Here is a 20,429-nt window from a genome sequence, read left to right on the forward strand (position 1 = left end):
GTTCCCTTCTTCTTTCCCGATTGTTCGTCTTCGCCGCTCACGCCGCCGCCACACGGTCGAAGAACTGGCGCACGTCGCCGTTCATGTTCGCTGCCTGCTCGTCGAGCGAGGACGCGAGCGTCTGCACGGTGTTGACGATACCGCCGATGTCCTGCGCGGCGGCCCGCACGGTCGCCACGGCGCTCGCCACGCCTTGTGCATCCTGCGACATTTCCTCGACTGCGGTCAGGATCGAATGGGTCGCCGCAGCCTGGTTTTCGACCGCGGCGGCGATCGCCTCGGCCGACTGCACGACCTCGCGAATGACGGCGCCGATGCCGTCGAGGTCGCCGACCGTCGCCCTTGTGGCCTGCTGGATCGCCGCGATCTGGTCGGAAATCTCCTGGGTGGCCTTCGCCGTCTGCGTCGACAGCGTCTTGACCTCGCGCGCCACGACGGCAAAGCCGAGCCCTGCCTCGCCCGCGCGCGCCGCCTCGATGGTGGCGTTGAGGGCGAGCAGGTTCGTCTGCCGCGCGATGCCGCCGATGAGCTCGACGATGGAGCCGATGCGCTCTGTGACCTCGGCAAGGCCCCGCACGCCGGCATCGGCCGCCTTGGCCTGCTCCGCGGCCTTGCCGGCAATCTCGTAAGCCCGCTGCGCGTAGCTTTCGACAGCCTCGATGGACTTCGCCATCGTGCCCGCCGCAGCCGCGCTGCGGGCCGCCCGCTCAGCCATCTCCTCGGCGGTCATCGTCATGTTGTCGGCCTGCTCGCTCGTACGGCCGGTCGCCTCGCCAAGCTGCTCGGATGCGCCACGCATGACGTGCGCCGCCTGATTGAGCGCCGACAGGCTGTGCGAAAAGGTCCGATCGAAGATGTCGATCTCGCCGGTCAGCCGCGTGCGGCGCTCCTCGCCTGCCGTCAGCAAGGTCTCGTGATAGACGGAGACCGCGATGCCCATGTCGAACATCACCGCGCTGCCGACGGCGCTAGCGAGCCGCGCCAGCCGGCCCGAACGCAGCCGCGTCTCCTGCGCAAGTACGGTCGTCAGCTCGGCGAGGATGACGCTGTAGCCGCCGATGTACCAGTCGGGCTCGACGCCGACGCGCACATGGGCCACGGCCACGGCCCGCACGCTCGTGAGATAGCTTTCATCGAAGCCCGAGGTGAAGAGCCGGCGCCAGTGCTCGGCTTGCAGCTTGGCGAGCCGGTCCTGCCGCTTGTCGACGAGCCGCGCCGTCATCGGGAATTTGGCGAGATGCCGGTAGAAGTCGCTGATGATGCGCGGCATGTGGGGCGCGATGAGGCTCCACGCGGTCTCAAGCTCGCCACGCGCCGCAGCGTCGATCTTGTAGAAGGCCAAGCGCTCGTTCAGGGAAAGAACCGTTTCGGACATTATTCCTACCATGCGAACTCATCCCGCGCAGCGCTGCCCCTCGCGGCGGTGGGCGGGAACGGGAAAAGGGAGAGGGACGGCCGGACGGCACCCATCATGCCGTGGCCTCCGCCAGCCGGTTGGCCACATAAAGCCCGGGCCGCCCCGAAGCGGACCGGAAGGCATCGGAGATGCCCATTACCGTCTCGGCGGCGCCGAGGACCAGGTAACCGTCGGGTGCGAGCACCTTCGCCATGCGCGAAAGCACGTCCGCTTTCGTCGGAATGTCGAAGTAGATGAGCACGTTGCGGCAGAAGATGATGTCGAACGTGCCGAGCCCAGCAAAGGACTGCAGCAGATTGAACTGCCGGAACTGCACCATCGCCCGGATCTCCGGCCGGATCTGCCACTGGTCGCCCTTCTGCTCGAAATACTTGAGCAGGTACTGGATGGGCAGCCCGCGTTGCACTTCGAAGGCCGAATAGAGCCCCGCCCGGGCTCGCTCCAGCACGTGGCCGGCCAGGTCCGTCGCCAGGATCTCCACCGTGACCCCCGGCAGGAGGTGCGCATTTTCCTTCAGCGTCATCGCTAGGGAATAGGGCTCCTGCCCCGTCGATGCTGCCGCGCACCAGACGCGGATGCGCCGCGAGCCGCGCCGGTCGATGAGGCTCGGCACCACAAAGGACACGAAGGTCTCAAACGGTGTCTTGTCGCGGAAGAAGGATGATTCGTTCGTCGTCATTGCCTCGACGACGGCATCGGCGACCGCGCCCGATGGGGCGGTGCGCAGACGCGCCACGAGTTGCTCGACGCCGGCGAGCCCCACCTTGCGCGCCACGGGCGCCAGCCGGCTCTCGATGAGATACTGCTTCTCCTGCGACAGGTTGAGCCCCGAGCGCTGCTTGAGGAATTGCTGCAGGAATTCGTAATCGCCGGCCGCAATCATGCTCTACCTCCGACGATCAGCTGGCTGACCCTGGGGCCGATGTCCTCAATTGGCAACACGCCTGCGCAAGCCCCGGCGGCAATCGCCGCGCCCGGCATGCCCCACACGACGCTTGTCGCCTCGTTCTGCGCGATGACATTGCCGCCCGCATCCGCGATGGCAAGCGCGCCCCGGGCACCGTCGCTGCCCATGCCGGTCAGGATGACCCCGAGCGCTGCCGAGCCAAAAACCCGCGCGACGGACTCGAACATCGGGTCGACAGCCGGCCGGCAGAAATGCACGGGCGGCGCGTCCGACAGGCGGATGACGGGCCTCTCGCCCACTTTCTCGACCAGCATGTGCCGGCCGCCGGGCGCCACATAGATGCGCCCCGCCGCCAGCGGCTCGCCGTCGACTCCTTCCGCCGCCTCACGGTTGGCGGTGCGGCCGAGATGCTGGGCGAGGATGGTCGTGAACGTCGGCGGCATGTGCTGGACGATGAGGACGGGCAACCGCGCGAGTGCCTGCCCTGCCCCCTGCAGGAACTGCATGAGCGCTTGCGGCCCGCCGGTGGAACTGCCGACGCACAGGACGCGTGCGGGGATGCCGGTATAAGGCCTGAGCTTCTCTGTCGCCCGCAGCGGCTGCGGACGAGGCTGGAAGGCCGACGTCGCAGGAGCCGGCGCCGGGGCAGCCGGCTTGGCGACGGGTGGCCCGAGCGGCAGGCGCAGGCCAGCCGCCGAGCCGGAGCGCACCCGCTGTCCGAGATGGCGCACCTTCTCCACGAGTTCGCGGCGGAAGTCTGCTGAGGTAGCAAGCCGCCCCGTCGGATCAGGCTTCGGCACGTAGTCGGCGGCCCCGAGCGCGAGCGCCCTGAGGCTCGTCTCCGCGCCCCGCTGCGACAATGTGGAGGCGACGAGCACGACGGTGTCAGGCTTGGCCCTGAGGAGGAGCGGCAGGGCCGTGAGCCCGTCCATCTCAGGCATCTCGATGTCGAGGATGACCACATCGGGTTGCGACTGCGTCATGTCCTGCGCCGCGAGGCGCCCGTGCCGGTGCGTTGCGACGACCGCAAAATCCGGCTCTTCCTCCAGCCAACGCGATACGAGCCCGCGCACGATGGCCGAATCGTCGACGATCATGACCCGGATCTGATCACCCGCCGCGGCAACTCCCGTGACATTGGTCATGCGAGCGGCTTTCCGGCGTCAGCGAGGGCATCGGCATCGATGAGCCCGACCTCTTGGAACTTGTAAGCCAGGATCTCCCGGTCGAAGGGCTTCATGATGTACTCGTCCGCCCCAGCGATGAGCGCCCGCGCGATATGGCCAGGATGGTTCTCCGTCGTGCAGAACACGATCTTGGGCCTGGTACCATCCTCAAGGGCGCGCACCGCCTCCAGGAACTGCGGCCCATCGACCACCGGCATGTTCCAGTCGAGCAGGATGGCGTCCGGCATCGTGACGACGCAATGGTCGAGCGCCTCCTGCCCGTTGCCCGCCTCGCTCACCTCGAAGGACAATTCCTCGAGGATCTTGCGCGCCACCTTCCGGATGAAGGGGGAATCGTCGACCACCAGACACGTTTTCATCAGCCGCCTCTATACTCATCGGCTTCGACCAATGCGGCTCAGGCCGCCATCGCCCCCTGCCGCAGGGACAGGACGCGCTCGACGTCGAGAATGACCATCAGTTCGCTCTCCAGCCGGTGGATGCCGTCGGCCACCTGCGCCCAGCGCGGATCGAGATTCATGGGGTTGGGCTCGCGCGTGGAGCTGTCGAGCGCCAGCACCTCGCCGACCGTGTCGATGATGAGCCCGTAGGACTCGCCCTTGTAGTCGATACCGACGGCCATCGGCTGCAGGGTGTCGGTCGCATCGGGAAAGTCGAGCAGCCGGCGCATGTTGATCGTCGTCACGATGCGCCCGCGCAGGTTCAGCACACCCTCCACGGCCCGCGGCGCCCGCGGCACGCGCGTCGTGCGCTCGGGCATGAACACGTCGTGCACGGACAGGATGGGCAGGCCGAAGAGCTGCCCGGCGATACGCACGGTCACATACTGGATGGTGTCGGCGGGCTTGCCCGCCGCCTCGGTCGGCTTGGTCATGCGGCCACCTCCTGCTGGATCCCGGCGAACTCCTTGAGCGCCTCGAGGAGGCCAGGCTTGTCGAACTTGGCGATGTAATCGGAGAAGCCCACGGAGCGGCCGCGCTCGATTGCCTCCGGCGTGCACAGACCGGACAGCGCGATGATCGGCAGACCCTCCATTCGCGGATCGCGGCGCAGACGGCCCGCGAACTCGAAGCCGTCCATGTGCGGCATCTCGATGTCGGTGACGACAACGTCGAACATGGCGCCACGCTCGAAGAGCTGCAGGGCGGCGATCGCCGAGTCGCTCAGCGTCACGTCATAGCCGGCGGCCTTGAGGGCCGGCCCGAGCATGTTGCGGAAGAAGGCGCTGTCGTCGACGAGCAGCAGGCTGCGCCGCTCCGGCGCGCCCTGCATCGCGCCGCGGCGATGGAACCAGTCCTTGAACCCCATCGGCAGGTAATGGGCGATGTCGATGATCTCGGTCGTCTGGCCGCGCACCACGCCCGAGCCGAGGATGCCGGGCACATCCGAGGCGAGCGTGACCTCGAACTGTTCTTCGACGATATCGATGATCTCGTCGACCATGAGGCCAACGGAGCGGCCGGAATCCGAGAACACGAGCACCGGTTGCGTGCCGCCCTCGCGCTGCTCGATGCGCTCGTTGACGGGCACGAGCGGCATGAGCGAGCCGCGGTACTGCACGACCTGCCGCCCCGTCGCGCGCTCGATCTTCTCGACCGGCAACTCCTCGAGGCGCGTCACGAGCGACAGCGGCACCGCCTTCGGCTCGGCCCCACCGGCACGGAAGAGCAGCAGCGCCACCGCATTGCCCTTGCCAGAGGCGCGCTCGGCGTCGATGCCGGCCGCCTCGCCCGAGCCGAGCGTCGCCGAATGCGCCACCGCCTGCGCGATGCCGTTCGGATCGATGATCATGATGACGCTGCCGTCACCGAGGATCGTGTTGCCCGAGAACATCGACAGGTGCCTGAGCAGCGTCGACATGGGCTTCACCACGATCTCCTCGGTGTGGAAGACCGCGTCCACCACGATGCCGAAGGTCTGGTTGCCGACCTGCATGACGACAATGAAGCCCTGCTCGCCCTGTTCCACGCCGGGGGCACCGCTCTCCGGTTCGGCGGTGCCGAGCAGTTCGGCGAGCGGGACGACCGGCAGCAGCTTGTTGCGCAGCCGGAGCACCGGTGTGTTCTTGATGCGCTCGATGCGGTGGCCCGACTTGTGGTGCACCCGCACCAGCTCCATCACCGCCAACTGCGGAATGGCGAAGCGGTCCCCAGCGGCCTCGACGATGAGCGCCGAGACGATGGCGAGGGTCAGCGGGATCTTGATCACGAAGGTGGTGCCGCGGCCGAGCACGGAGCGCACGTCGATGGTGCCGCCGATGATCTCGATGTTGTTGCGCACCACGTCCATGCCTACGCCGCGGCCCGACACGCTCGTGATCTTGGCGGCAGTCGAGAAGCCGGCGTGGAAGATGAACTTGTGGATCTGGGCCTCGTTCATCTTCTCGAGCTCGGCCTCGGTGGCGAGGCCGTTCTCCAGCGCCTTGGCGCGGATGCGCGCCACGTCGAGCCCGCGCCCGTCGTCCGCGATCTCGATGATGATGTGTCCGCCCTCGTGATAGGCGGAGAGGCGGATCTTGCCCCGCTCCGGCTTGCCGGCGGCGCGGCGGCCTTCCGACGTCTCGAGGCCGTGGTCCGCCGAATTGCGCACCATGTGCGTCAGCGGATCCTTGATCAGGTCGAGGATCTGCCGGTCGAGCTCGGTCTCGGCGCCGACCATCTCGAGGTCGATCTGCTTGCCGAGTTCCTGGGCGAGGTCGCGCACGATGCGCGGCAGCTTCTGCCAGGCGTTGCCGATGGGCTGCATGCGCGTCTTCATGACGCCTTCCTGCAGCTCGGCCGTGACGTTGGACAGGCGCTGCAGCGGCACCTTGAACTCGGTGTCGCCCTGGCGGCGGGCGATCTCCATGAGCTGGTTGCGCGTCAGCACCAACTCCGAGACCATTGTCATCAGCTTTTCGAGCGTGTCGACATTGACCCGCAGCGACTGCGAGGAGACCGAGCCCTTGCCGGAGCCGCCCTGCTCGTCGCCCTCGGCGACGGGCGCCTTGGCCTCGGCCTTGGGAGCGGGCTTCGCCTCGACCTTCGTCTCGGCCTCGGGCGGAGCCTTGGCGGCAGGCTGGGCTGCGGGCTTCGTGATGGGCTTCGGCCGCGGCACTTCAGCCTCCGCCTCGCGGAAGGCGCGCTCGATCTCGTCGAGCGTATCCTCTCCAGGCAGCAGCTCGCGCTCCAGCACCTGGTCGCTCAGCGTGCCGACGGAGACCTTGCGCTGGGGAGCTGGCGCAGGCTCCGGCGGAGCCGGCGGCCCGAAGGCCAGTGCCTCGAGCGGGGCGATGAGGTCGTCGTCGGTGCCGGCCGGCTCCTGACCGACGTTGTTTTCAAGCTCGACGAGCAGCTCCTTCACGCGGTCGATGGTGCGCAGGATGAGCCCGACCGCTTCCGTCGTCACCGGCGCGCCCTCGCGGAACTTGCCCATGAGCGTTTCCGCGGCATGGGCCAGCGCGCCGAGACGTGGCAGGCCAAGGAAGCCGCACGTCCCCTTGATGGTATGGACGAGGCGAAAGATGTTGTCGAGAACCTGAGCGTTGTTGGGGTCCCGCTCGAACTTCACGAGCTCGACATCAACGACATCGATGTTCTCGTTCGTCTCGGTCAGAAACTCCCGAAGCAGATCGTCCATGCGCCCAACTCCCCAAAGCCCGCCGTGCGGCCCGCCCGCCCCGGCGCCGGAGCAATGCCGGCCATGGTCGGCCCGCGCATCCGCTCCTTTCCATTCCGTCCCGACCGGAGCCCCGATCGCTCCGGCCTCTCAACCCATACCGATCAGGCCGCCCGTACCCGTGCGATGAAGCGTTCCACTTCCTCGCGCAACCGCCCCGCCTGATCCGTCAGTTCGCTTGCTGCACTGACAATCTCCGACGAAACACGCCCGGTGTCGGCCGCAGCACGCGTCACACCCGAGATATGCGCCGAGACCTCCTGCGTGCCATGCGCCGCCTGCTGGACGTTGCGGGCAATCTCACCCGTCGCCGCGCCCTGTTCCTCGACGGAGGACGCGATCGTTGCCGAAATCTCGTCGATGCGCGCGATCGTCTCGGAGATGCCCTCGATGGCCCGCACGACGTCGCCGGTCGCGCCCTGGACCGCGCCGATCTGGGCCGAGATCTCCTCGGTCGCCTTGGCCGTCTGGGCCGCGAGGTTCTTCACCTCCATGGCGACGACCGCGAAACCCCGCCCCGCCTCCCCCGCGCGAGCCGCCTCAATGGTGGCGTTGAGCGCAAGGAGGTTCGTCTGCGCCGCGACGTCGTTGATGAGGCGGATGACCTCGCCGATGCGCTGGGCACTATCGTCGAGGCCGCGCACCACCGATACGGTCGAGCCCGCCTGCTGCGCACCCTCGCTGGCGATGGCAGCGGCATTCGTGACCTGGTGGCCGATCTCGCGAATGGATGCGGAGAGCTGCTCGGCGGCCGAAGCAACCGTGTGCACGTTGTTGGTCGCCTGGTCCGACGCCGAGGAGACCGCGAGCGACTTGTGGTTCGTCTCCTCGGCCGCAGCGTTCATCGCCGCCGCATTCTGCTCGAGCTGAGCCGCCGCCGCCGAGACCGACCGTACGACGCCCATGACCTGCGCCTCGAAGGCATCAGCAAGACCGTTCAGCATCGCGCGCTTGCGCTCCTCAGCACGCGCATCGGCCTCCGCCTGCTCGGCCTTCAGCCGCTCGCCCTCGAGAAGCGCCGCGCGGAAATGTTCCGTGGCACTCCAGATCGCCCCCACCTCGTCGCGCGAACGGCGCGTCTCGATGGCGACATCGTAGTCGCCACCGGCCATCTGCTGCAGCGCGCCCGTGACCCGGCGCAGCGGTCGGCTGAGGAGAAATGTACCGAGCCAGGCGGCGAGGCCCGCACCGAGCAGGAGGCCGATCGCTGCGGTGCCAATGACGAGGCCCATCATGCGCGACTGGAAGTCGCGCATGCCGCCGCGGATCTGATCGAGCTGACCGAGGATGGCAACGACCTGCTGGTCGAGCAATGCCTGGAATTCCTTGCGATTGCGGCGGTTTGTCTCGTTGTTGCCCTGCTCGCTCGCCGCCGACGGCGAGACGTCGACACCGAGCCGCGCCGTCTCGAGGCGGAACGTGCGGAACTCCGCGGCGCGCGCCGCCATCTCATCGAAACTGCCGAGCCGGTCCGGGGGAACGAGCGGGCGCCAGTTCGCCAGCGTCTTGTCCATCTCCTCGAGATGTCTGCGGATGCCTTCGGCAAACTGGACCGCCGAATCGCTCGTCTCCGACATGTAGACGCCGCGCGAATCCATGACGACGGCCGTGATGAGGCGGTTCAGGTGCTCGGCGTAATAGGCGCGCTGCGCCGTCTGGTTGAGCAGGGTGCTTTGCTCGTCGTATTGCCGGAGCGCATGGACTGCCATCGCCGCGACCATGATCGTCACGCCACCCATGATTGCGACAATTGCGTATATCTTGCCGGAGATCTTCATATGCCCCGCTTTCCCGCCGGAAGGAACGTACTCATTGCATCACTGATGAGAAATCCCGTTTTAGGACCTCATTTCGTCTTTCTTGATGTAGTTGATTTCTTCTATGAGAAGGTCACGAACGATCGGACTACCGATCCTTTCGTTGGTCCGATCCTTGATCACTTGCAGCAGTTCGGCCAGGTTCTGACGCGAGAGATTCCGGAAATCGATGCGGTCTTCCGCATAGATGCGGCGGAAGGCTTCGTCGATCAGGAAGGGGTCTGGCGGGACGGACATCTCGCGCAATGTGCCCGCGTCCGCCGTGAATATGAGCTGTGTGACGATGTAGCCCTGGAGTTCGCCATCGAGGATGACGGGCACTGTCATCGGCGCCAGTTTCTTGTATTCGAGGCCCTCGAGATAGGTCTGCTGCGCGCCGAGCGGGTTGCCGCCCGCGACCCAATAGGCGGTGGCGTAGCTGGACATCAAGGCGATGGCGGCCACCCAGAACCCGGTCAGCAGCAGACGCATCATCGAGCGGAACCCTTGAGGTGGCCGGCCGGATTGTAGGTGCCGTCGGAATCCTCGGCGCGGATCGAGGCGGCAACGATCTCGGCGACCTCGTTCATGGCGCGCAGGTTGAGCTCGAGCACCGCGTGGTTGCGAGCGAGCTTCTGGCGCACTCCGCTCATGCGGTCGATGACCTGCCGCTCCATCGGCTCCTGGTCGACCACCTTCATGAGTCGGCTCAGTTCGAGCAGGATCTGGCTCTTGCGACGGTTGGTCTCGTCGAGGTCGATATCGTGGTGCGTCTCGAGTGCGCGAGTCTCGACGTCGACGACGAACTCAAGCCGGTCCATAGCCCGCAACAGCGCCGTGCCCGTAGCGGAAATCCGCGGACTGCCAGGCGGAAGGATACCGGCCTCGCCGCGGCGTTCGCCGACGTCGCCGACCATGCTTCCGGCATCGGACCCCTTGCCATCATCGAACGTCATGCTCTGTTCTCCTCACCTTTTCCGGCAGCTGGAAAGGGACTGGAGACACCCTTTCCGTCGTTGTGTGCAAACTGCTGCTTGGCCTGCTGCGACCGCTCGGTGGCCGTACGCAGCATGTCGGCTATGCCGATGCCGCCCGATACCGCCACCTGCTCGCCCATCTTCTCCGCAAGCATCGACTTCCAGATCTTGCCGGCCGTCCCGGTGCCGAAGACGACCTCGCCGTTCTCCGGCAGCATGGCCTCGATGAAATTCTGGAGAACGAACGCCTCGAATTTCCGATAAGGGTCGCCGTCGCTCCTGCGCACCGAGGCGGCGCGACTGCGCATCGCCGTGAGTGCCCCTTCCACGTCGTGCGTCGAGCCAAGCACCGGCGGGCGGACGGCGTCGAAGGTATCGGCGAAATCGACGCCGGCGGCGCTCGCCGGCATGCTCTTGAGGCGCTGGAGCGCGGCCTGATAGCGTGACGGCTCGACGGCGCGCGTCACCTCGAGCACGATATCCGACGGCGGCTGAATGGCCATGGCTTACCCTTTTCACGGCGCAGAGCGGATAGAGTCTGTCGCCGTGGGGTAATTTGCCCGCGCTGGCTTATGTCAGGCTTGCGTCGCGCGTGCCTGCAGGGCGTCGAGGATCTCCGCGAGGCTGCGCTTGTCCTCCTCCTCGCGGGAAGAGCGCGCCACCTTGGCTGCGTGCCGCTCAACGCGCTTGAGCTTCATCGCCTCCTGCAGCACCTGCTGCGCCTGCGTCTGCCGCGCCGCCTCCAGCTCCCCGGCGTGGCCCGCGAGCCGGTGGAGATGACGGGCCATCGTTTCCACGAACAGGCCGTGCAGCGGCTCGCCCTCGTTGAGGCTCGCCAGGATGTCGGACTGCGACCGGGCGAGCTCGGCCTGGCGGCGCTCGATCTCGACCAGCCGCGCCTCGGCCATGCGGCACAATCGCTCCTGCACGTCGATGAGGCGGCGCATCTTGTCCAGTCTGCGGCGGGCGTCCATGGGCTATCCGTTCCGGAGCCACTCGGCGAAGCCGAGCATGAAGAGGGTCATGTATTCGCGGAAGAGGAGGTAGAAGATCAGCAGGCCGAGGCCGATCACCAGCGGCATCATGATGAAGTAGATCGGCAGCTGCGGCGTCAGCTTGTTGGCGACGCCGATGGCGAAGTTGATGACCAGGGAATAGATGATGAAGGGGCTGCTGATGCGCAGCGCGATGAGGAAGGCGTCTGTCAGCTTGTCGACGACCTCGGTCAGCGCCAGGCGCGAGCCGAAGGTCTCTCCCGGCGGCAGCCGCTGGTAGGACGCGACGAGCCCCCGCAGCAGCTCCCAGTGCAGGTCGGCGAAGAAGACGAGCGCGACCGCCGTCAGGGTGATCAGCGTCGCAAGCGAGGGCAGGCCCTCGCCGTCGTCGACCGGCGTGCCGAGCATGCCACCGATGCCGATGGCCATGGCGATGGTGACCGCCAGCGTCTCGAGCGCCATGAAGAACAGCCGCGCCAGGAAGCCGATGACGAAGCCGGTGAAGGTTTCGGTGGCGATCAGGCGCAGCATGTCGGCCGGAGCCGCATCGCCCACCCGCGCGCCGACGGGCCCGATGAGCAGCGGCGTCAGCGCGAGCGAGACGGTGAGCGCGATGAACAGGCGCACCCGCGTCGGCACGCGCGCGCTCGAAAAGCCGGGCGCGACGATGAGGCAGCCGCCGATGCGGCAGAAGATCAGGAAAACGGCGAGGAGCGACTGCGAAAGCTGGGCGCTCACGAGATCGTTCCGAGCGACTTGATCTCGATGCCCCGCGCGATTTCCACGTGCGACAGCACCGGCAGGGTCGGGAACAGCCGCTCGACGATCATGCGCACGTAAGGCCGGGCATCGGGCGCCGTGACGAGGACGAAGGTGGCGCCCTCGTTGAGGTGCCGGCGGATGACCTGCGAGGCCTCGTTGCCGAACTGCTCGACGAGGCGCGGGTCGATGTCGAACTCGACGACGTCACCGCGGGCGTCGCGCTTCAGGCTCTGGTGGAAGGCAAGGTCCCAGCGGTTGCCGAGGCGCAGCACGCTGAGAACGCCGTTCTCCGCGAGATCACCGCAGATCTGCGGCGCGATGCGCATGCGCACGTGCTCGGCCACCTGCTCGGATCGGCGCGCATGCGGCACGATCTCGGCGACGGCCTCCAGGATGAGGTGCAGGTTGCGGATGGAGACGCCTTCGGCCAGCAGCAGCTTCAGCACCGCCTGCAGGCCGGAATAGGAAATCTGCGCCGGGCAGATATCGTCGATCAGGCGCTTGTACTCCGGATCGAGGCGATCGAGCAGCCCGCGCATGTCCTTATAGGACAGGAGCTGCGAGAGGTTGTTGCGGATGATCTCGCTAAGGTGTGTCAGGAGCACCGAGACATTGTCGACGGTGGTGAAGCCCTGTCGGCGCACTTCGTTCGAATAGGTCTCCGCCACCCACATGGCCTTGATGCCGAAGGCCGGCTCGCGCGTCATTTCCCCCGGCACGTCCGGCTGCGGGCCGTCGCCAGTGACGACGAGCATCTCGCCGATGCGCATTTCCTGGGTCGCGACGACCGTGCCGTGGATCTTGACCTGATAGGTCTTGCCGGGCAGCGACAGCGTGTCGGTCAACTTGATGTCGGGCACGACGAAGCCGTACTGCTGCGCGAACTTGCGCCGCATCTTGCCGACCCGGTGTGCAAGCTCGCCGTGGGCGTTGAGCAGCTTCATCGACAGCTGCTTGCCGAGGCACAGCTCGATCTCGGCCGTCTTGAGCGATTCCTTGACCGAATCCTGGGCTTCGCGCTTCGCCTGCTCCTCCTTCTCCTTCACCTTGGCGGCGGCCTGGGCCTCCCGCTCGGCAATGCGGCGGGGGATGGCGTAGCCCACGAAGGCCATGAGGCCGCCGAGCGCGACGAACGGCAGGAACGGCAGGCCCGGCACGAGGGCCATCGTGAACATGAGGCCGGCTGCCACGAACAGCGCCTTGGGATAGGTGCCGAGCTGGCCGAGCACCGCCTGCTCTGCCGAGCCGCGCGTGCCGCCCTTGGAGACGAGGAGCCCGGCCGCCAGCGAGACGATGAGGGCCGGAATCTGCGAGACAAGGCCGTCCCCGACCGAGAGCTTGGTGAAGACGTCGGCGGCCTGAGCCAGCGACATGTTGTGCCGCGTGACGCCGATGATGATCCCGCCAAAGATGTTGACGGCGGTGATGATCAGGCCGGCCACCGCCTCGCCGCGCACGAACTTCGAGGCACCGTCCATGGAGCCGAAGAAGGCGCTCTCCTCCTCGAGCTCGCGCCGGCGGCGCTGCGCCTCCTTCTCGTCGATGGTGCCCGCCGACAGGTCGGCGTCGATCGCCATCTGCTTGCCGGGGATGGCATCGAGGGTGAAGCGGGCGCCCACCTCCGCGATGCGCGTCGCACCCTTGGTGATGACGAGGAAATTGACGGTGATGAGTATGAGGAAGACGACGATGCCGATGACGAAGTCGCCGCTCATCACGAACTGCGAGAAGCCATTGATGATGTGGCCGGCAGCCGTCACGCCCTGGTCGCCATGGGCAAGGATGAGGCGGGTGGTGGCGATGGACAGCGCCAGGCGCAGCATCGTGGCGATGAGCAGCACCTGTGGAAAGGCGGAGAATTCGAGCGGCTTGTGGATCCACAAGGCCACCATGAGGATGAGCACGGAAAAGGCGATCGACAGGGCAAGGCCCATGTCGATGAGGATCGTGGGAACCGGCAGGAAGAGAATGGTGAGGATGGCGATGATGCCGATGGCGAAACCGACATCGAGCCCCCTGCGCCCGCCAGCCGTCGCCTGCCCCACCGTCACGTCCGACATCGCCTGTTCCCTCGTTCGCCGCGCCGGCCCGCCGCCTCAGAAGCCGGTGGTGATGCGGCCGTAGACCTGTTCGGTGAAGGCGAAGATCTGCGCCCCGGTGAACGAGCCGGTGAGCGCAATGACCACGAAGATGGCGAGGATCTTCGGAATGAAGGTCAGCGTCATCTCCTGCACCTGTGTGAGTGCCTGCAGGAGCGCAATGCCGATGCCGACCAGCATCGCCGCGGCGACGGCCGGCCCCGCCCCGATGATGATCGTCCAGATGGCCGCCTGGACGATATCGAGTGCATCAGCCTCGTTCATGGCTTCAACTGATATTGACGCCAGGGCCCAGCAGAACGCGCGTGCCGTCCTCGAGCTCCGCGACGGCGCCCTCGTCGTAGATCCAGACCGACTTGACCTTGCCGGAGATGCTCTCGTCGGCCGTCGTCAGCGTACGTCCGATGATCCCGTCGATCTGCTGCAGGGAGCTGGCGACGAGCAGGGAATCGAGCTTCTTGTTCATCATCACGCTCTGCTCCACCTGCGAGAAGGTGGCGAGCTGCGCCATGTACTGGGTCGAATCCATCGGCTCCGTCGGATCCTGGTTCTTCAGCTGGGCGACGAGGAGCTTCAGGAAGGTGTCGTAGTCTACCGACGTCTTCGACGTACCCGCCGACTGACTGGTCTGCGTCGTGTTCGTCACGTTGTATACGGAGGATACGGTCATGGGTTTTCTCCCGGTATCTGGCCGAGGGCCTAGCCAGCCCGCTCGCGCAAGCGCGGCTCCTCGGCCTCCCGCTCGTGCTCGTCGAGAAGCGGCAGTTCGTCGGCATAGAGACCGCGCAGGACGCGCATGGCCTCGAAGGGCCGGCCCTCCTCGGCAAGGCTTCGCACCTTCTCGAGCGTCGCGAGGAAGGAGGCTTCGGGCGTCTGACTGTAGCTGCAGGGAACGAGATCGAAGAGCTGACGGAACAGCTTCAACGTCTCCTGCGCCGTCGCCGGGTCCATCAACATCGTCTGCAGGACGAAGTAGAGGCGCTTCAGCGGCGTCGTCGCGTCCTCGATCTGCAGGACATGGTTTTCCATGAGGAAGGTCGCGTCGTTGAGCAGCTCGATCGAAACCTTGCGATCAACCCGCAGCACCGCGCCGTTGATGTAGAGGCGCTCGCCGGCGCGCAGCGACAGTTGCATCGAACGCTTCATGCAAGACCGTTCCGAATGGCGGAGTTGACTTCGATGAGAGCGGCGAAGCTGCCGACCGTCTCCTGCCTGAGGCGCTGCGCTTCGCGCAAAACCCAAAGGCCGATCGAGATGAGGCTCGCGCGCAGTTCTTTAGGCAAGCCGTTCTCGTCGCTCGCCAGGTCCTCGATCAGCAGGCTCCACAAGCGGTTGAGGAAGAAGATCGCCTCCACGGCCTCGCGCGAATCGACGCCTTTCGCCTCGGCCGCCTGCATGAGCCCGATGGCGTGATCGAAGGCCATGCGCTCGCGCGCCCGCCCCTCCGAAGCCGCGTCATCGAGGATTTCCGCATAGGAATGCCGATACATCCGTCCGCCTCACTAGCAGGTTTACAGATATCTGAGCAGGCTGAGGCTCTGCAGGCGAACCGTCAGGGAATAGGACATCTCGATCTGCGTCAGGAGAGCGTCGAGCCGCACCTTCGCCTCGGCAGGATCGACATCCTCCAGCTTCCCGACACGGGTGGCGAGGATCTTTTTCTGCGCCTCCATGTTGGTATTGGCCGTCTCGATCCGGTTCTGGGCCACGCCCATCTGCGCCTCGATGTCGATGATCTGGGCGATGGCACCGCCCATCAGTTCCGTTGCCTTGTCGATCACCACCTGCAGCGCATCCGTGTTGAGCTTGTCACTGCCGAGATCGAAGACCATCGTGTAGGCGGCGGCCAGCTGGCGCAAGGCCGCCTCGTTGGCCGACACGGAGGAGGTGAGCGTCTCGCTTTGCGAGATACGGCTGCGCTGGACGCTGTCGACGGCGTTGGACCAGTCCGCCTGCCAGTTCGCATCGACGAAGAAGCGATCGGAGAAGGCGTTGTCGAGGAAAGTCGCCATGGCGGCCGCCGAGATGTTGGCGACAGCCGGGTCATCCTGCGCGAAGCCGAATTCGGCGAAGAAAGCCGCATCGACTGCGACCTTGCTGGCGGAGCCCGCGGCATAGTCGTTGATCGGAGTGACACCGCTGTTGGTGCCGCCGAAAAGAAACTGGCCGTCGACGGCGGAATTCAGACTCCCGATCAGCGCCGCAAGCTTGTCGCGGGCCGCATTGCGGATCACCTCGCTGCCGCGCTGCGCATGCGGCACCGATAGGAGCTCGGCCTGGAACTCGTCCGCCATCTCGCGGATGTTGCCGAGCGCCTCGACCGTAACGTCGAGCCGTGTCTTGGTGCGGCTGTTGGCGTCGATCATCGCCGTCAGGTTGTCGTATTCGGCCCGCAGCGACACGGCCTGGCTCGTCCGGCCGCCGAGCGTGAGACCTACGTCCGCATGCCGGCCAGTGGCGATCTCCTGGTTGTAGCGCGCCGCATCCGCCTGCATGCGCACCAGCGAAGAGCGCGGCGAGTTGAGCAGCGAATACGTGGAGATGAACGTCGTCTTCATGGCGCTTACCTCACCGCCTCGAGGAGTGAGCGCAGCATCTCGTCGATCACCGCGATGAGGCGCGAGGCTGCCGAATAGGAGCGCTCGAGCTGGAGCTGCAGCGCGAGTTCGTCGTCGAGATTGACCCCGGTTGCGGTCGACAGTGCATCGGAGGCACGGGCCAGCACCGTCTCCTGATAAGCGGCATCGGTCTTTGCGCCCGAGCGCCGGGCCTCAAGCCAGCCGACGGAGGAGGCTGAGAAATCGGCCAGTGAGCCGCTTGTCTGGATGCCCGCGGCAGGATCGAAACCGCGGATCGCGTTGAACCGGTCGACAAGATCGAAAAGCCTGGCCGAATAGCTGGCATCGCCGGTCGGGTTGGTGTCGCCGTCGCGCAATTCGTCAAGCGAGCCGCCCTGGTCGGGATCGTAGGCCGCGTTGATGCGAATGTCGGCGGCAAGGCCCGGGCGCAGTCCGCCGCCCGCGGGCAGGCCGACCTGCGTGAAGAGGCCGCCCGCTGCCGTGCCGGTGTCGAAGATCTCGATGACGGCGCGAGCAATCTCGTCGAGCTGGTTCTGGTAGGCGACCGTCGTCACGTCGCGCACTTCCATCAGGCCGACGATGCGGCCCGAGCGTAGCGGCATCGTGGTGTTGCCGGTGACGGGCACGCCATCGATGACGACCTGGTTGCCCACAGTCGTCGCGCCATAGACCAGCGTCGGCGTGAACTCGACCTTGCGGGCGCTCGTCTCGAACAGCGTCACGCCGCCGTCCGTATAGAGCACCATGTCGTTGTTCTCGCGGGTGACCACGTTAACCCCGATCTCCTCCGAGATCTGGGCGAGGACGGCATCGCGCTTGTCGAGCAGGTCAGTTGTGTCGGCACCCGTCGCCGTGCCTTTCACGACGGCGCGGTTAAGCTCCTCGAACTGCGCCAGCAGATCGTTGACGCGCGTGACCGACTTGGCGATTTCGGCGTCCGCCTCCTGGCGAGTCGTCGTAACGGTCTTGGCGGCCTCGTTGAGCGTCGTGACGAGCGCACTCGCCTGGCTCAGCACCTGGCCAGCCAGCACCTTGTCCTGCGGCGCGTTGGCATATTGGTTGAGCGCGTCGAGCAGCTTGCCGAGGCGCGCCGCCGGCGAGCGCGCATCTTCCGTGTCGCCCACCGTCTGATGCAGCTTATCGAGCCCCTCGAGCCGCGCCTGGCTCGCGGCCGTGCGCGACGTGGCATCGAGCATGCGGTAGTAGAGCGAAGTGTCGGCCGCTCGGCCGATGGAGACGATGCGCACGCTGCCGTCGCCGGCCGTGACGGACATCGCGATCTTGCGCGAGTAGCTCGGATCGAGCGCCCCGCTGGTATTGGCTCCCGACACGGCGATCTGCGTCGAGGTCGTCAGCAATGACGAGCGGGCCGTGTTGAGGGCGACGGAAAGGCTCATGACGAGGGCTCCGGCAAGACTGGCTGGGTCCCGTCAGCGCTTGAGGTTCATGAGAACGTCAAGCAGCTCGGAACCCGTCTGGAACACCTTGGAATTGGCCGTGTAGTTGCGCTGCGCCTCGATCATGGCCGTCAACTCCTCGCCCATGTCGACGTTGGACTGCTCGAGCGCGCCTGAAAGGATGGAGCCGAGCCCTGCCTGACCAGGAAAGCCAACCTGCACATTTCCGGACTCGATACTGGCCGAATAGACGTTGCCGGCCTCCGGTGTGAGCTTGTCGGGGCTCGGTACGTTGGCGAGCGGGATGCGATAGGTGGCGATGCGCGTGCCGTCCTCGTAGACGGCATAGACCGTGCCGTCCTTGCCGAACTCCACCTTGTCGACCTGGCTCGGAGCATTGCCGTTGACGATCGGGTCGAGCGGAGCATAGTCGGAGGCGAGCTGCTGCATACCCGAGAGGTCGAGCGTCATCGCCTGACCGTTGGGGATGTTGATCGGCGTTAGCGCGGCGCCGGCGACGATCTGGCCGGACGTGTCGAACGTGAGGGTGAACGGGCCGGCCGTCCAGCCTGCAGGCTGGACGCCGTCGATGGTGACCTGCCACTGCTGGTTGGCGGGAGCGAGCGGGTCGAAATTGGTCGTCTTCTCGAAAGTGACGTTGAATTGCACCTTGTTGCCGACGTTGTCATAGACGATGAGCGAGGACTGGAACGTGTCCCCCGCTGCCGCGGCGATCGGCAGGTTGCCGCCGAGCGAACCCTGCGTTGTCGGGTTCGCCGACATCGCCAGGTTGGCGAGGTTGACGCGCTCGAGACCGTCGAGGCTGTTGAGCGTGACGTTCGGGTTGCCGTTCGTCAGCGGGTAGCCCATCAGGTAGTAGCCGGCCGTGTTGACGAGATTGCCCTCGCTGTCGGGCACGAAGCTGCCGGCACGCGTCAGATAGGGTGTGCCACCTTCGTCCGACACCACGAAGAAGCCGTTTCCCTGCACCGCAAGGTCGGCGGAGGACGTCGTGAAGACCAGCGGCCCCTGTTGGCTGATGGAATAGCGGATGTTGGTGACGACGCTGCCCGAGTTGTAGCTGCCCTTGCCCGAGGAGAGCACGAGCGAGGAGAACTCCGCCGAGGCGCGCTTGTAGCCGACCGTGTTGGCGTTGGCGATATTGTCGGCAACGGTACCAAGCTTGTTCGACTGGGCGTTCATGCCGGACACGCCGGTGCGCAGCACACCATAAAGGCTCATGGGACCCTATCCTCGCTATCCGTGGTTGCCCCCAGTAAACGGGCAAAAGCTTGCGTGAAGCTGCCGCTTGCCGGCAGCCGCCCGGCGCTACTGGCGCAAAACCTGCGCAAGCTCGCCGAATGCGTCGACGCTCGGCGGCATGCCGGGGTCCTGCCGCAGGGCGTCGTAGATGCGCGGCACCAGGGTCACCGCCTGGTCGAGCGCCGCATCCGAGCCGGTCTGGTAACCGCCCATCAGGCGCAGGTCGCGGGTGTCCTCGAAGCGGGCGATCATGCCCTTGAGGCGCAGCGCCAGCTCCTTCTGGTCGCCCGACCAGATCTGGTCGGCGAGGCGCGAGATGGAAGCGAGCACGTTGACCGCCGGATAGCGGCCCTGATCGGCGATCGCCCGGTCGAGCACGATATGGCCGTCGAGCGTGCCGCGGATGTTGTCCGCGACGGGGTCATTGTGGTCGTCGCCGTCGACGAGCACGGAGAAGACGCCCGTGATGGTACCGCTGCCCTCTTCGCCCGGTCCTGCCCGCTCCAGGAGCTTCGGCAGGTCGCTGAAGACGCTCGGTGCATAGCCGCGCGCCACGGCAGGCTCGCCGGCCGAAAGGGCAACGTCGCGTGCCGCATGGGCGAAGCGCGTGACGGAATCGACGATGAGCAGGACGGACTCGCCCCGGTCCCGGAAATATTCGGCGATGCTGAGGGCCGTGCGCGGCGCGAGGCGCCGCATCATCGGGCTCTCGTCGCCGGTGGAGACGACGGTGATGGCGCGGTCGCGGCTCGCGGCGAGCGGCCCCTCCAGGAACTCGCGCACCTCGCGACCGCGCTCGCCGACAAGGGCGACGACCACCGTGTCGAAGCCGCTGGCACGGGCCAGCATGGACAGGAGCGTCGATTTGCCGACACCCGAACCGGCGAAGATGCCGATGCGCTGACCCTCGCAGAGGGGCAGGAAGAGATCAATGACGCGCACCCCCGTGCGCAGCGGCTTCGTCACCCGCCCGCGGGTCATGGCCGAGGGCGGCGGCGCGTCGGCCGGCATGGCGCGCTCACCGGCACCCAGCGGCCCGAGCCCGTCCACCGCCTTGCCGAGGGCGTTGATCACGCGTCCCTTCCAGCTCTCGTGCGGGCGCAGGGCCATGGTGCCGAGGCGATAGGCGCGCGCGCCGATGCCGATATCGACATAGCCGTCGAAAGGCTTGACCGTCGCACCGCTGTCGTCGATGCGCACGACCTCGCCGGCGTGCTCACGCCCGCCGGCGCACAGCGCGACGCGATCGCCCAATTTGAGGAAACGGGAGAGACCAGCCACACGATAATAGGTCGGTGTCACCTCCCGCACCACACCGCCGACGCGCACGCTCGGCAGTTCCTGGGCACCGGCCGAAACGACGGCGGCCAGCCGCTCGAGCGGGTTCATAAGC

At 66.5% G+C, this 20,429-nt stretch carries 21 protein-coding genes; all 21 read right to left on the minus strand.

Features of this window, described 5'->3' with window-relative positions; translation table 11 throughout:
- Positions 1-37 precede the first annotated feature (37 nt).
- A complete protein-coding gene (locus tag P2T65_RS18425) occupies positions 38-1,375 on the minus strand; it encodes a globin-coupled sensor protein (RefSeq protein WP_055457824.1) in 1,338 nt (445 codons plus the stop codon).
- Between the two features lie 94 nt (positions 1,376-1,469).
- A complete protein-coding gene (locus tag P2T65_RS18430; protein WP_245280459.1) occupies positions 1,470-2,297 on the minus strand; it encodes a protein-glutamate O-methyltransferase CheR in 828 nt (275 codons plus the stop codon).
- A complete protein-coding gene (locus P2T65_RS18435) occupies positions 2,297-3,469 on the minus strand; it encodes a chemotaxis response regulator protein-glutamate methylesterase (RefSeq protein WP_055457826.1) in 1,173 nt (390 codons plus the stop codon). The genes P2T65_RS18430 and P2T65_RS18435 overlap by 1 nt, the downstream gene beginning before the upstream one ends.
- The gene (locus P2T65_RS18440) at positions 3,466-3,870 is read right to left on the minus strand and encodes a response regulator (RefSeq protein WP_276200452.1); all 405 of its coding nucleotides are present in this window, start codon (positions 3,868-3,870) and stop codon (positions 3,466-3,468) included. Before P2T65_RS18440 ends, P2T65_RS18435 begins: the two co-directional genes overlap by 4 nt.
- 38 nt (positions 3,871-3,908) lie before the next feature.
- Positions 3,909-4,385: a chemotaxis protein CheW gene (locus tag P2T65_RS18445; protein WP_055457828.1), complete on the minus strand. Its 477-nt coding sequence runs from the start codon at positions 4,383-4,385 to the stop codon at positions 3,909-3,911.
- A complete protein-coding gene (locus tag P2T65_RS18450) occupies positions 4,382-7,129 on the minus strand; it encodes a chemotaxis protein CheW (RefSeq protein WP_276200453.1) in 2,748 nt (915 codons plus the stop codon). Before P2T65_RS18450 ends, P2T65_RS18445 begins: the two co-directional genes overlap by 4 nt.
- Before the next feature lie 143 nt (positions 7,130-7,272).
- Complete coding sequence (locus tag P2T65_RS18455; RefSeq protein WP_245316230.1) at positions 7,273-8,907, minus strand: HAMP domain-containing methyl-accepting chemotaxis protein; 1,635 nt, start codon at positions 8,905-8,907, stop codon at positions 7,273-7,275.
- Between the two features lie 99 nt (positions 8,908-9,006).
- Positions 9,007-9,459, minus strand: coding sequence for a hypothetical protein (locus tag P2T65_RS18460; RefSeq protein WP_071924192.1), 453 nt, complete (start codon positions 9,457-9,459; stop codon positions 9,007-9,009).
- The gene (locus P2T65_RS18465) at positions 9,456-9,920 is read right to left on the minus strand and encodes a hypothetical protein (RefSeq protein ID WP_276200454.1); all 465 of its coding nucleotides are present in this window, start codon (positions 9,918-9,920) and stop codon (positions 9,456-9,458) included. The genes P2T65_RS18460 and P2T65_RS18465 overlap by 4 nt, the downstream gene beginning before the upstream one ends.
- The gene (locus P2T65_RS18470) at positions 9,917-10,444 is read right to left on the minus strand and encodes a rod-binding protein (protein ID WP_276200455.1); all 528 of its coding nucleotides are present in this window, start codon (positions 10,442-10,444) and stop codon (positions 9,917-9,919) included. Before P2T65_RS18470 ends, P2T65_RS18465 begins: the two co-directional genes overlap by 4 nt.
- A gap of 72 nt (positions 10,445-10,516) precedes the next feature.
- Positions 10,517-10,915 (minus strand): hypothetical protein, encoded by a 399-nt coding sequence (locus P2T65_RS18475; RefSeq protein WP_276200456.1) that lies wholly within the window; start codon positions 10,913-10,915, stop codon positions 10,517-10,519.
- Between the two features lie 3 nt (positions 10,916-10,918).
- A complete protein-coding gene (gene fliR, locus P2T65_RS18480; RefSeq protein WP_276200457.1) occupies positions 10,919-11,674 on the minus strand; it encodes a flagellar biosynthesis protein FliR in 756 nt (251 codons plus the stop codon).
- Entirely contained in the window at positions 11,671-13,758 is a 2,088-nt protein-coding gene (flhA, locus tag P2T65_RS18485; RefSeq protein ID WP_276200458.1) for a flagellar biosynthesis protein FlhA, read from the minus strand. The genes fliR and flhA overlap by 4 nt, the downstream gene beginning before the upstream one ends.
- 36 nt (positions 13,759-13,794) lie before the next feature.
- A complete protein-coding gene (fliQ, locus tag P2T65_RS18490) occupies positions 13,795-14,061 on the minus strand; it encodes a flagellar biosynthesis protein FliQ (protein ID WP_055457834.1) in 267 nt (88 codons plus the stop codon).
- Between the two features lie 4 nt (positions 14,062-14,065).
- Positions 14,066-14,467: a flagellar hook assembly protein FlgD gene (gene flgD / locus P2T65_RS18495; protein ID WP_055457835.1), complete on the minus strand. Its 402-nt coding sequence runs from the start codon at positions 14,465-14,467 to the stop codon at positions 14,066-14,068.
- Between the two features lie 29 nt (positions 14,468-14,496).
- On the minus strand, positions 14,497-14,943 hold the full coding sequence (gene flbT / locus P2T65_RS18500; RefSeq protein ID WP_276200459.1) for a flagellar biosynthesis repressor FlbT: 447 nt from the start codon (positions 14,941-14,943) through the stop codon (positions 14,497-14,499).
- Positions 14,940-15,287 carry a flagellar biosynthesis regulator FlaF gene (flaF, locus tag P2T65_RS18505; RefSeq protein ID WP_276200460.1) on the minus strand — a complete coding sequence of 116 codons (348 nt, stop codon included), beginning with the start codon at positions 15,285-15,287 and terminating at the stop codon, positions 14,940-14,942. The genes flbT and flaF overlap by 4 nt, the downstream gene beginning before the upstream one ends.
- A gap of 21 nt (positions 15,288-15,308) precedes the next feature.
- On the minus strand, positions 15,309-16,355 hold the full coding sequence (locus P2T65_RS18510; protein ID WP_276200461.1) for a flagellar hook-associated family protein: 1,047 nt from the start codon (positions 16,353-16,355) through the stop codon (positions 15,309-15,311).
- A 5-nt stretch (positions 16,356-16,360) separates the two neighbouring features.
- Positions 16,361-17,773: a flagellar hook-associated protein FlgK gene (gene flgK / locus P2T65_RS18515; protein WP_071924196.1), complete on the minus strand. Its 1,413-nt coding sequence runs from the start codon at positions 17,771-17,773 to the stop codon at positions 16,361-16,363.
- Between the two features lie 33 nt (positions 17,774-17,806).
- Positions 17,807-19,015 (minus strand): flagellar hook protein FlgE, encoded by a 1,209-nt coding sequence (locus P2T65_RS18520; protein WP_055457839.1) that lies wholly within the window; start codon positions 19,013-19,015, stop codon positions 17,807-17,809.
- Between the two features lie 87 nt (positions 19,016-19,102).
- Positions 19,103-20,425 (minus strand): flagellar protein export ATPase FliI, encoded by a 1,323-nt coding sequence (gene fliI / locus P2T65_RS18525; protein WP_276200462.1) that lies wholly within the window; start codon positions 20,423-20,425, stop codon positions 19,103-19,105.
- Positions 20,426-20,429 lie beyond the last annotated feature (4 nt).

This window comes from Chelatococcus sp. XZ-Ab1 (assembly GCF_029309855.1).
GTDB lineage: Bacteria > Pseudomonadota > Alphaproteobacteria > Rhizobiales > Beijerinckiaceae > Chelatococcus_A > Chelatococcus_A sambhunathii.

What these genes read in the sequence shown, in the direction of transcription:
- P2T65_RS18425 (WP_055457824.1), bottom strand. Translation starts at nt 1,375, where the DNA reads ATGTCCGAAACGGTTCTTTCCCTGAACGAGCGCTTGGCCTTCTACAAG.
- P2T65_RS18435 (WP_055457826.1), bottom strand. Translation starts at nt 3,469, where the DNA reads ATGACCAATGTCACGGGAGTTGCCGCGGCGGGTGATCAGATCCGGGTC.
- P2T65_RS18440 (WP_276200452.1), bottom strand. Translation starts at nt 3,870, where the DNA reads ATGAAAACGTGTCTGGTGGTCGACGATTCCCCCTTCATCCGGAAGGTG.
- P2T65_RS18445 (WP_055457828.1), bottom strand. Translation starts at nt 4,385, where the DNA reads ATGACCAAGCCGACCGAGGCGGCGGGCAAGCCCGCCGACACCATCCAG.
- P2T65_RS18450 (WP_276200453.1), bottom strand. Translation starts at nt 7,129, where the DNA reads ATGGACGATCTGCTTCGGGAGTTTCTGACCGAGACGAACGAGAACATC.
- P2T65_RS18455 (WP_245316230.1), bottom strand. Translation starts at nt 8,907, where the DNA reads ATGGGTGGCGTGACGATCATGGTCGCGGCGATGGCAGTCCATGCGCTC.
- P2T65_RS18460 (WP_071924192.1), bottom strand. Translation starts at nt 9,459, where the DNA reads ATGATGCGTCTGCTGCTGACCGGGTTCTGGGTGGCCGCCATCGCCTTG.
- P2T65_RS18465 (WP_276200454.1), bottom strand. Translation starts at nt 9,920, where the DNA reads ATGACGTTCGATGATGGCAAGGGGTCCGATGCCGGAAGCATGGTCGGC.
- P2T65_RS18470 (WP_276200455.1), bottom strand. Translation starts at nt 10,444, where the DNA reads ATGGCCATTCAGCCGCCGTCGGATATCGTGCTCGAGGTGACGCGCGCC.
- P2T65_RS18475 (WP_276200456.1), bottom strand. Translation starts at nt 10,915, where the DNA reads ATGGACGCCCGCCGCAGACTGGACAAGATGCGCCGCCTCATCGACGTG.
- flhA (WP_276200458.1), bottom strand. Translation starts at nt 13,758, where the DNA reads ATGTCGGACGTGACGGTGGGGCAGGCGACGGCTGGCGGGCGCAGGGGG.
- fliQ (WP_055457834.1), bottom strand. Translation starts at nt 14,061, where the DNA reads ATGAACGAGGCTGATGCACTCGATATCGTCCAGGCGGCCATCTGGACG.
- flgD (WP_055457835.1), bottom strand. Translation starts at nt 14,467, where the DNA reads ATGACCGTATCCTCCGTATACAACGTGACGAACACGACGCAGACCAGT.
- flbT (WP_276200459.1), bottom strand. Translation starts at nt 14,943, where the DNA reads ATGAAGCGTTCGATGCAACTGTCGCTGCGCGCCGGCGAGCGCCTCTAC.
- flaF (WP_276200460.1), bottom strand. Translation starts at nt 15,287, where the DNA reads ATGTATCGGCATTCCTATGCGGAAATCCTCGATGACGCGGCTTCGGAG.
- P2T65_RS18510 (WP_276200461.1), bottom strand. Translation starts at nt 16,355, where the DNA reads ATGAAGACGACGTTCATCTCCACGTATTCGCTGCTCAACTCGCCGCGC.
- flgK (WP_071924196.1), bottom strand. Translation starts at nt 17,773, where the DNA reads ATGAGCCTTTCCGTCGCCCTCAACACGGCCCGCTCGTCATTGCTGACG.
- P2T65_RS18520 (WP_055457839.1), bottom strand. Translation starts at nt 19,015, where the DNA reads ATGAGCCTTTATGGTGTGCTGCGCACCGGCGTGTCCGGCATGAACGCC.
- fliI (WP_276200462.1), bottom strand. Translation starts at nt 20,425, where the DNA reads ATGAACCCGCTCGAGCGGCTGGCCGCCGTCGTTTCGGCCGGTGCCCAG.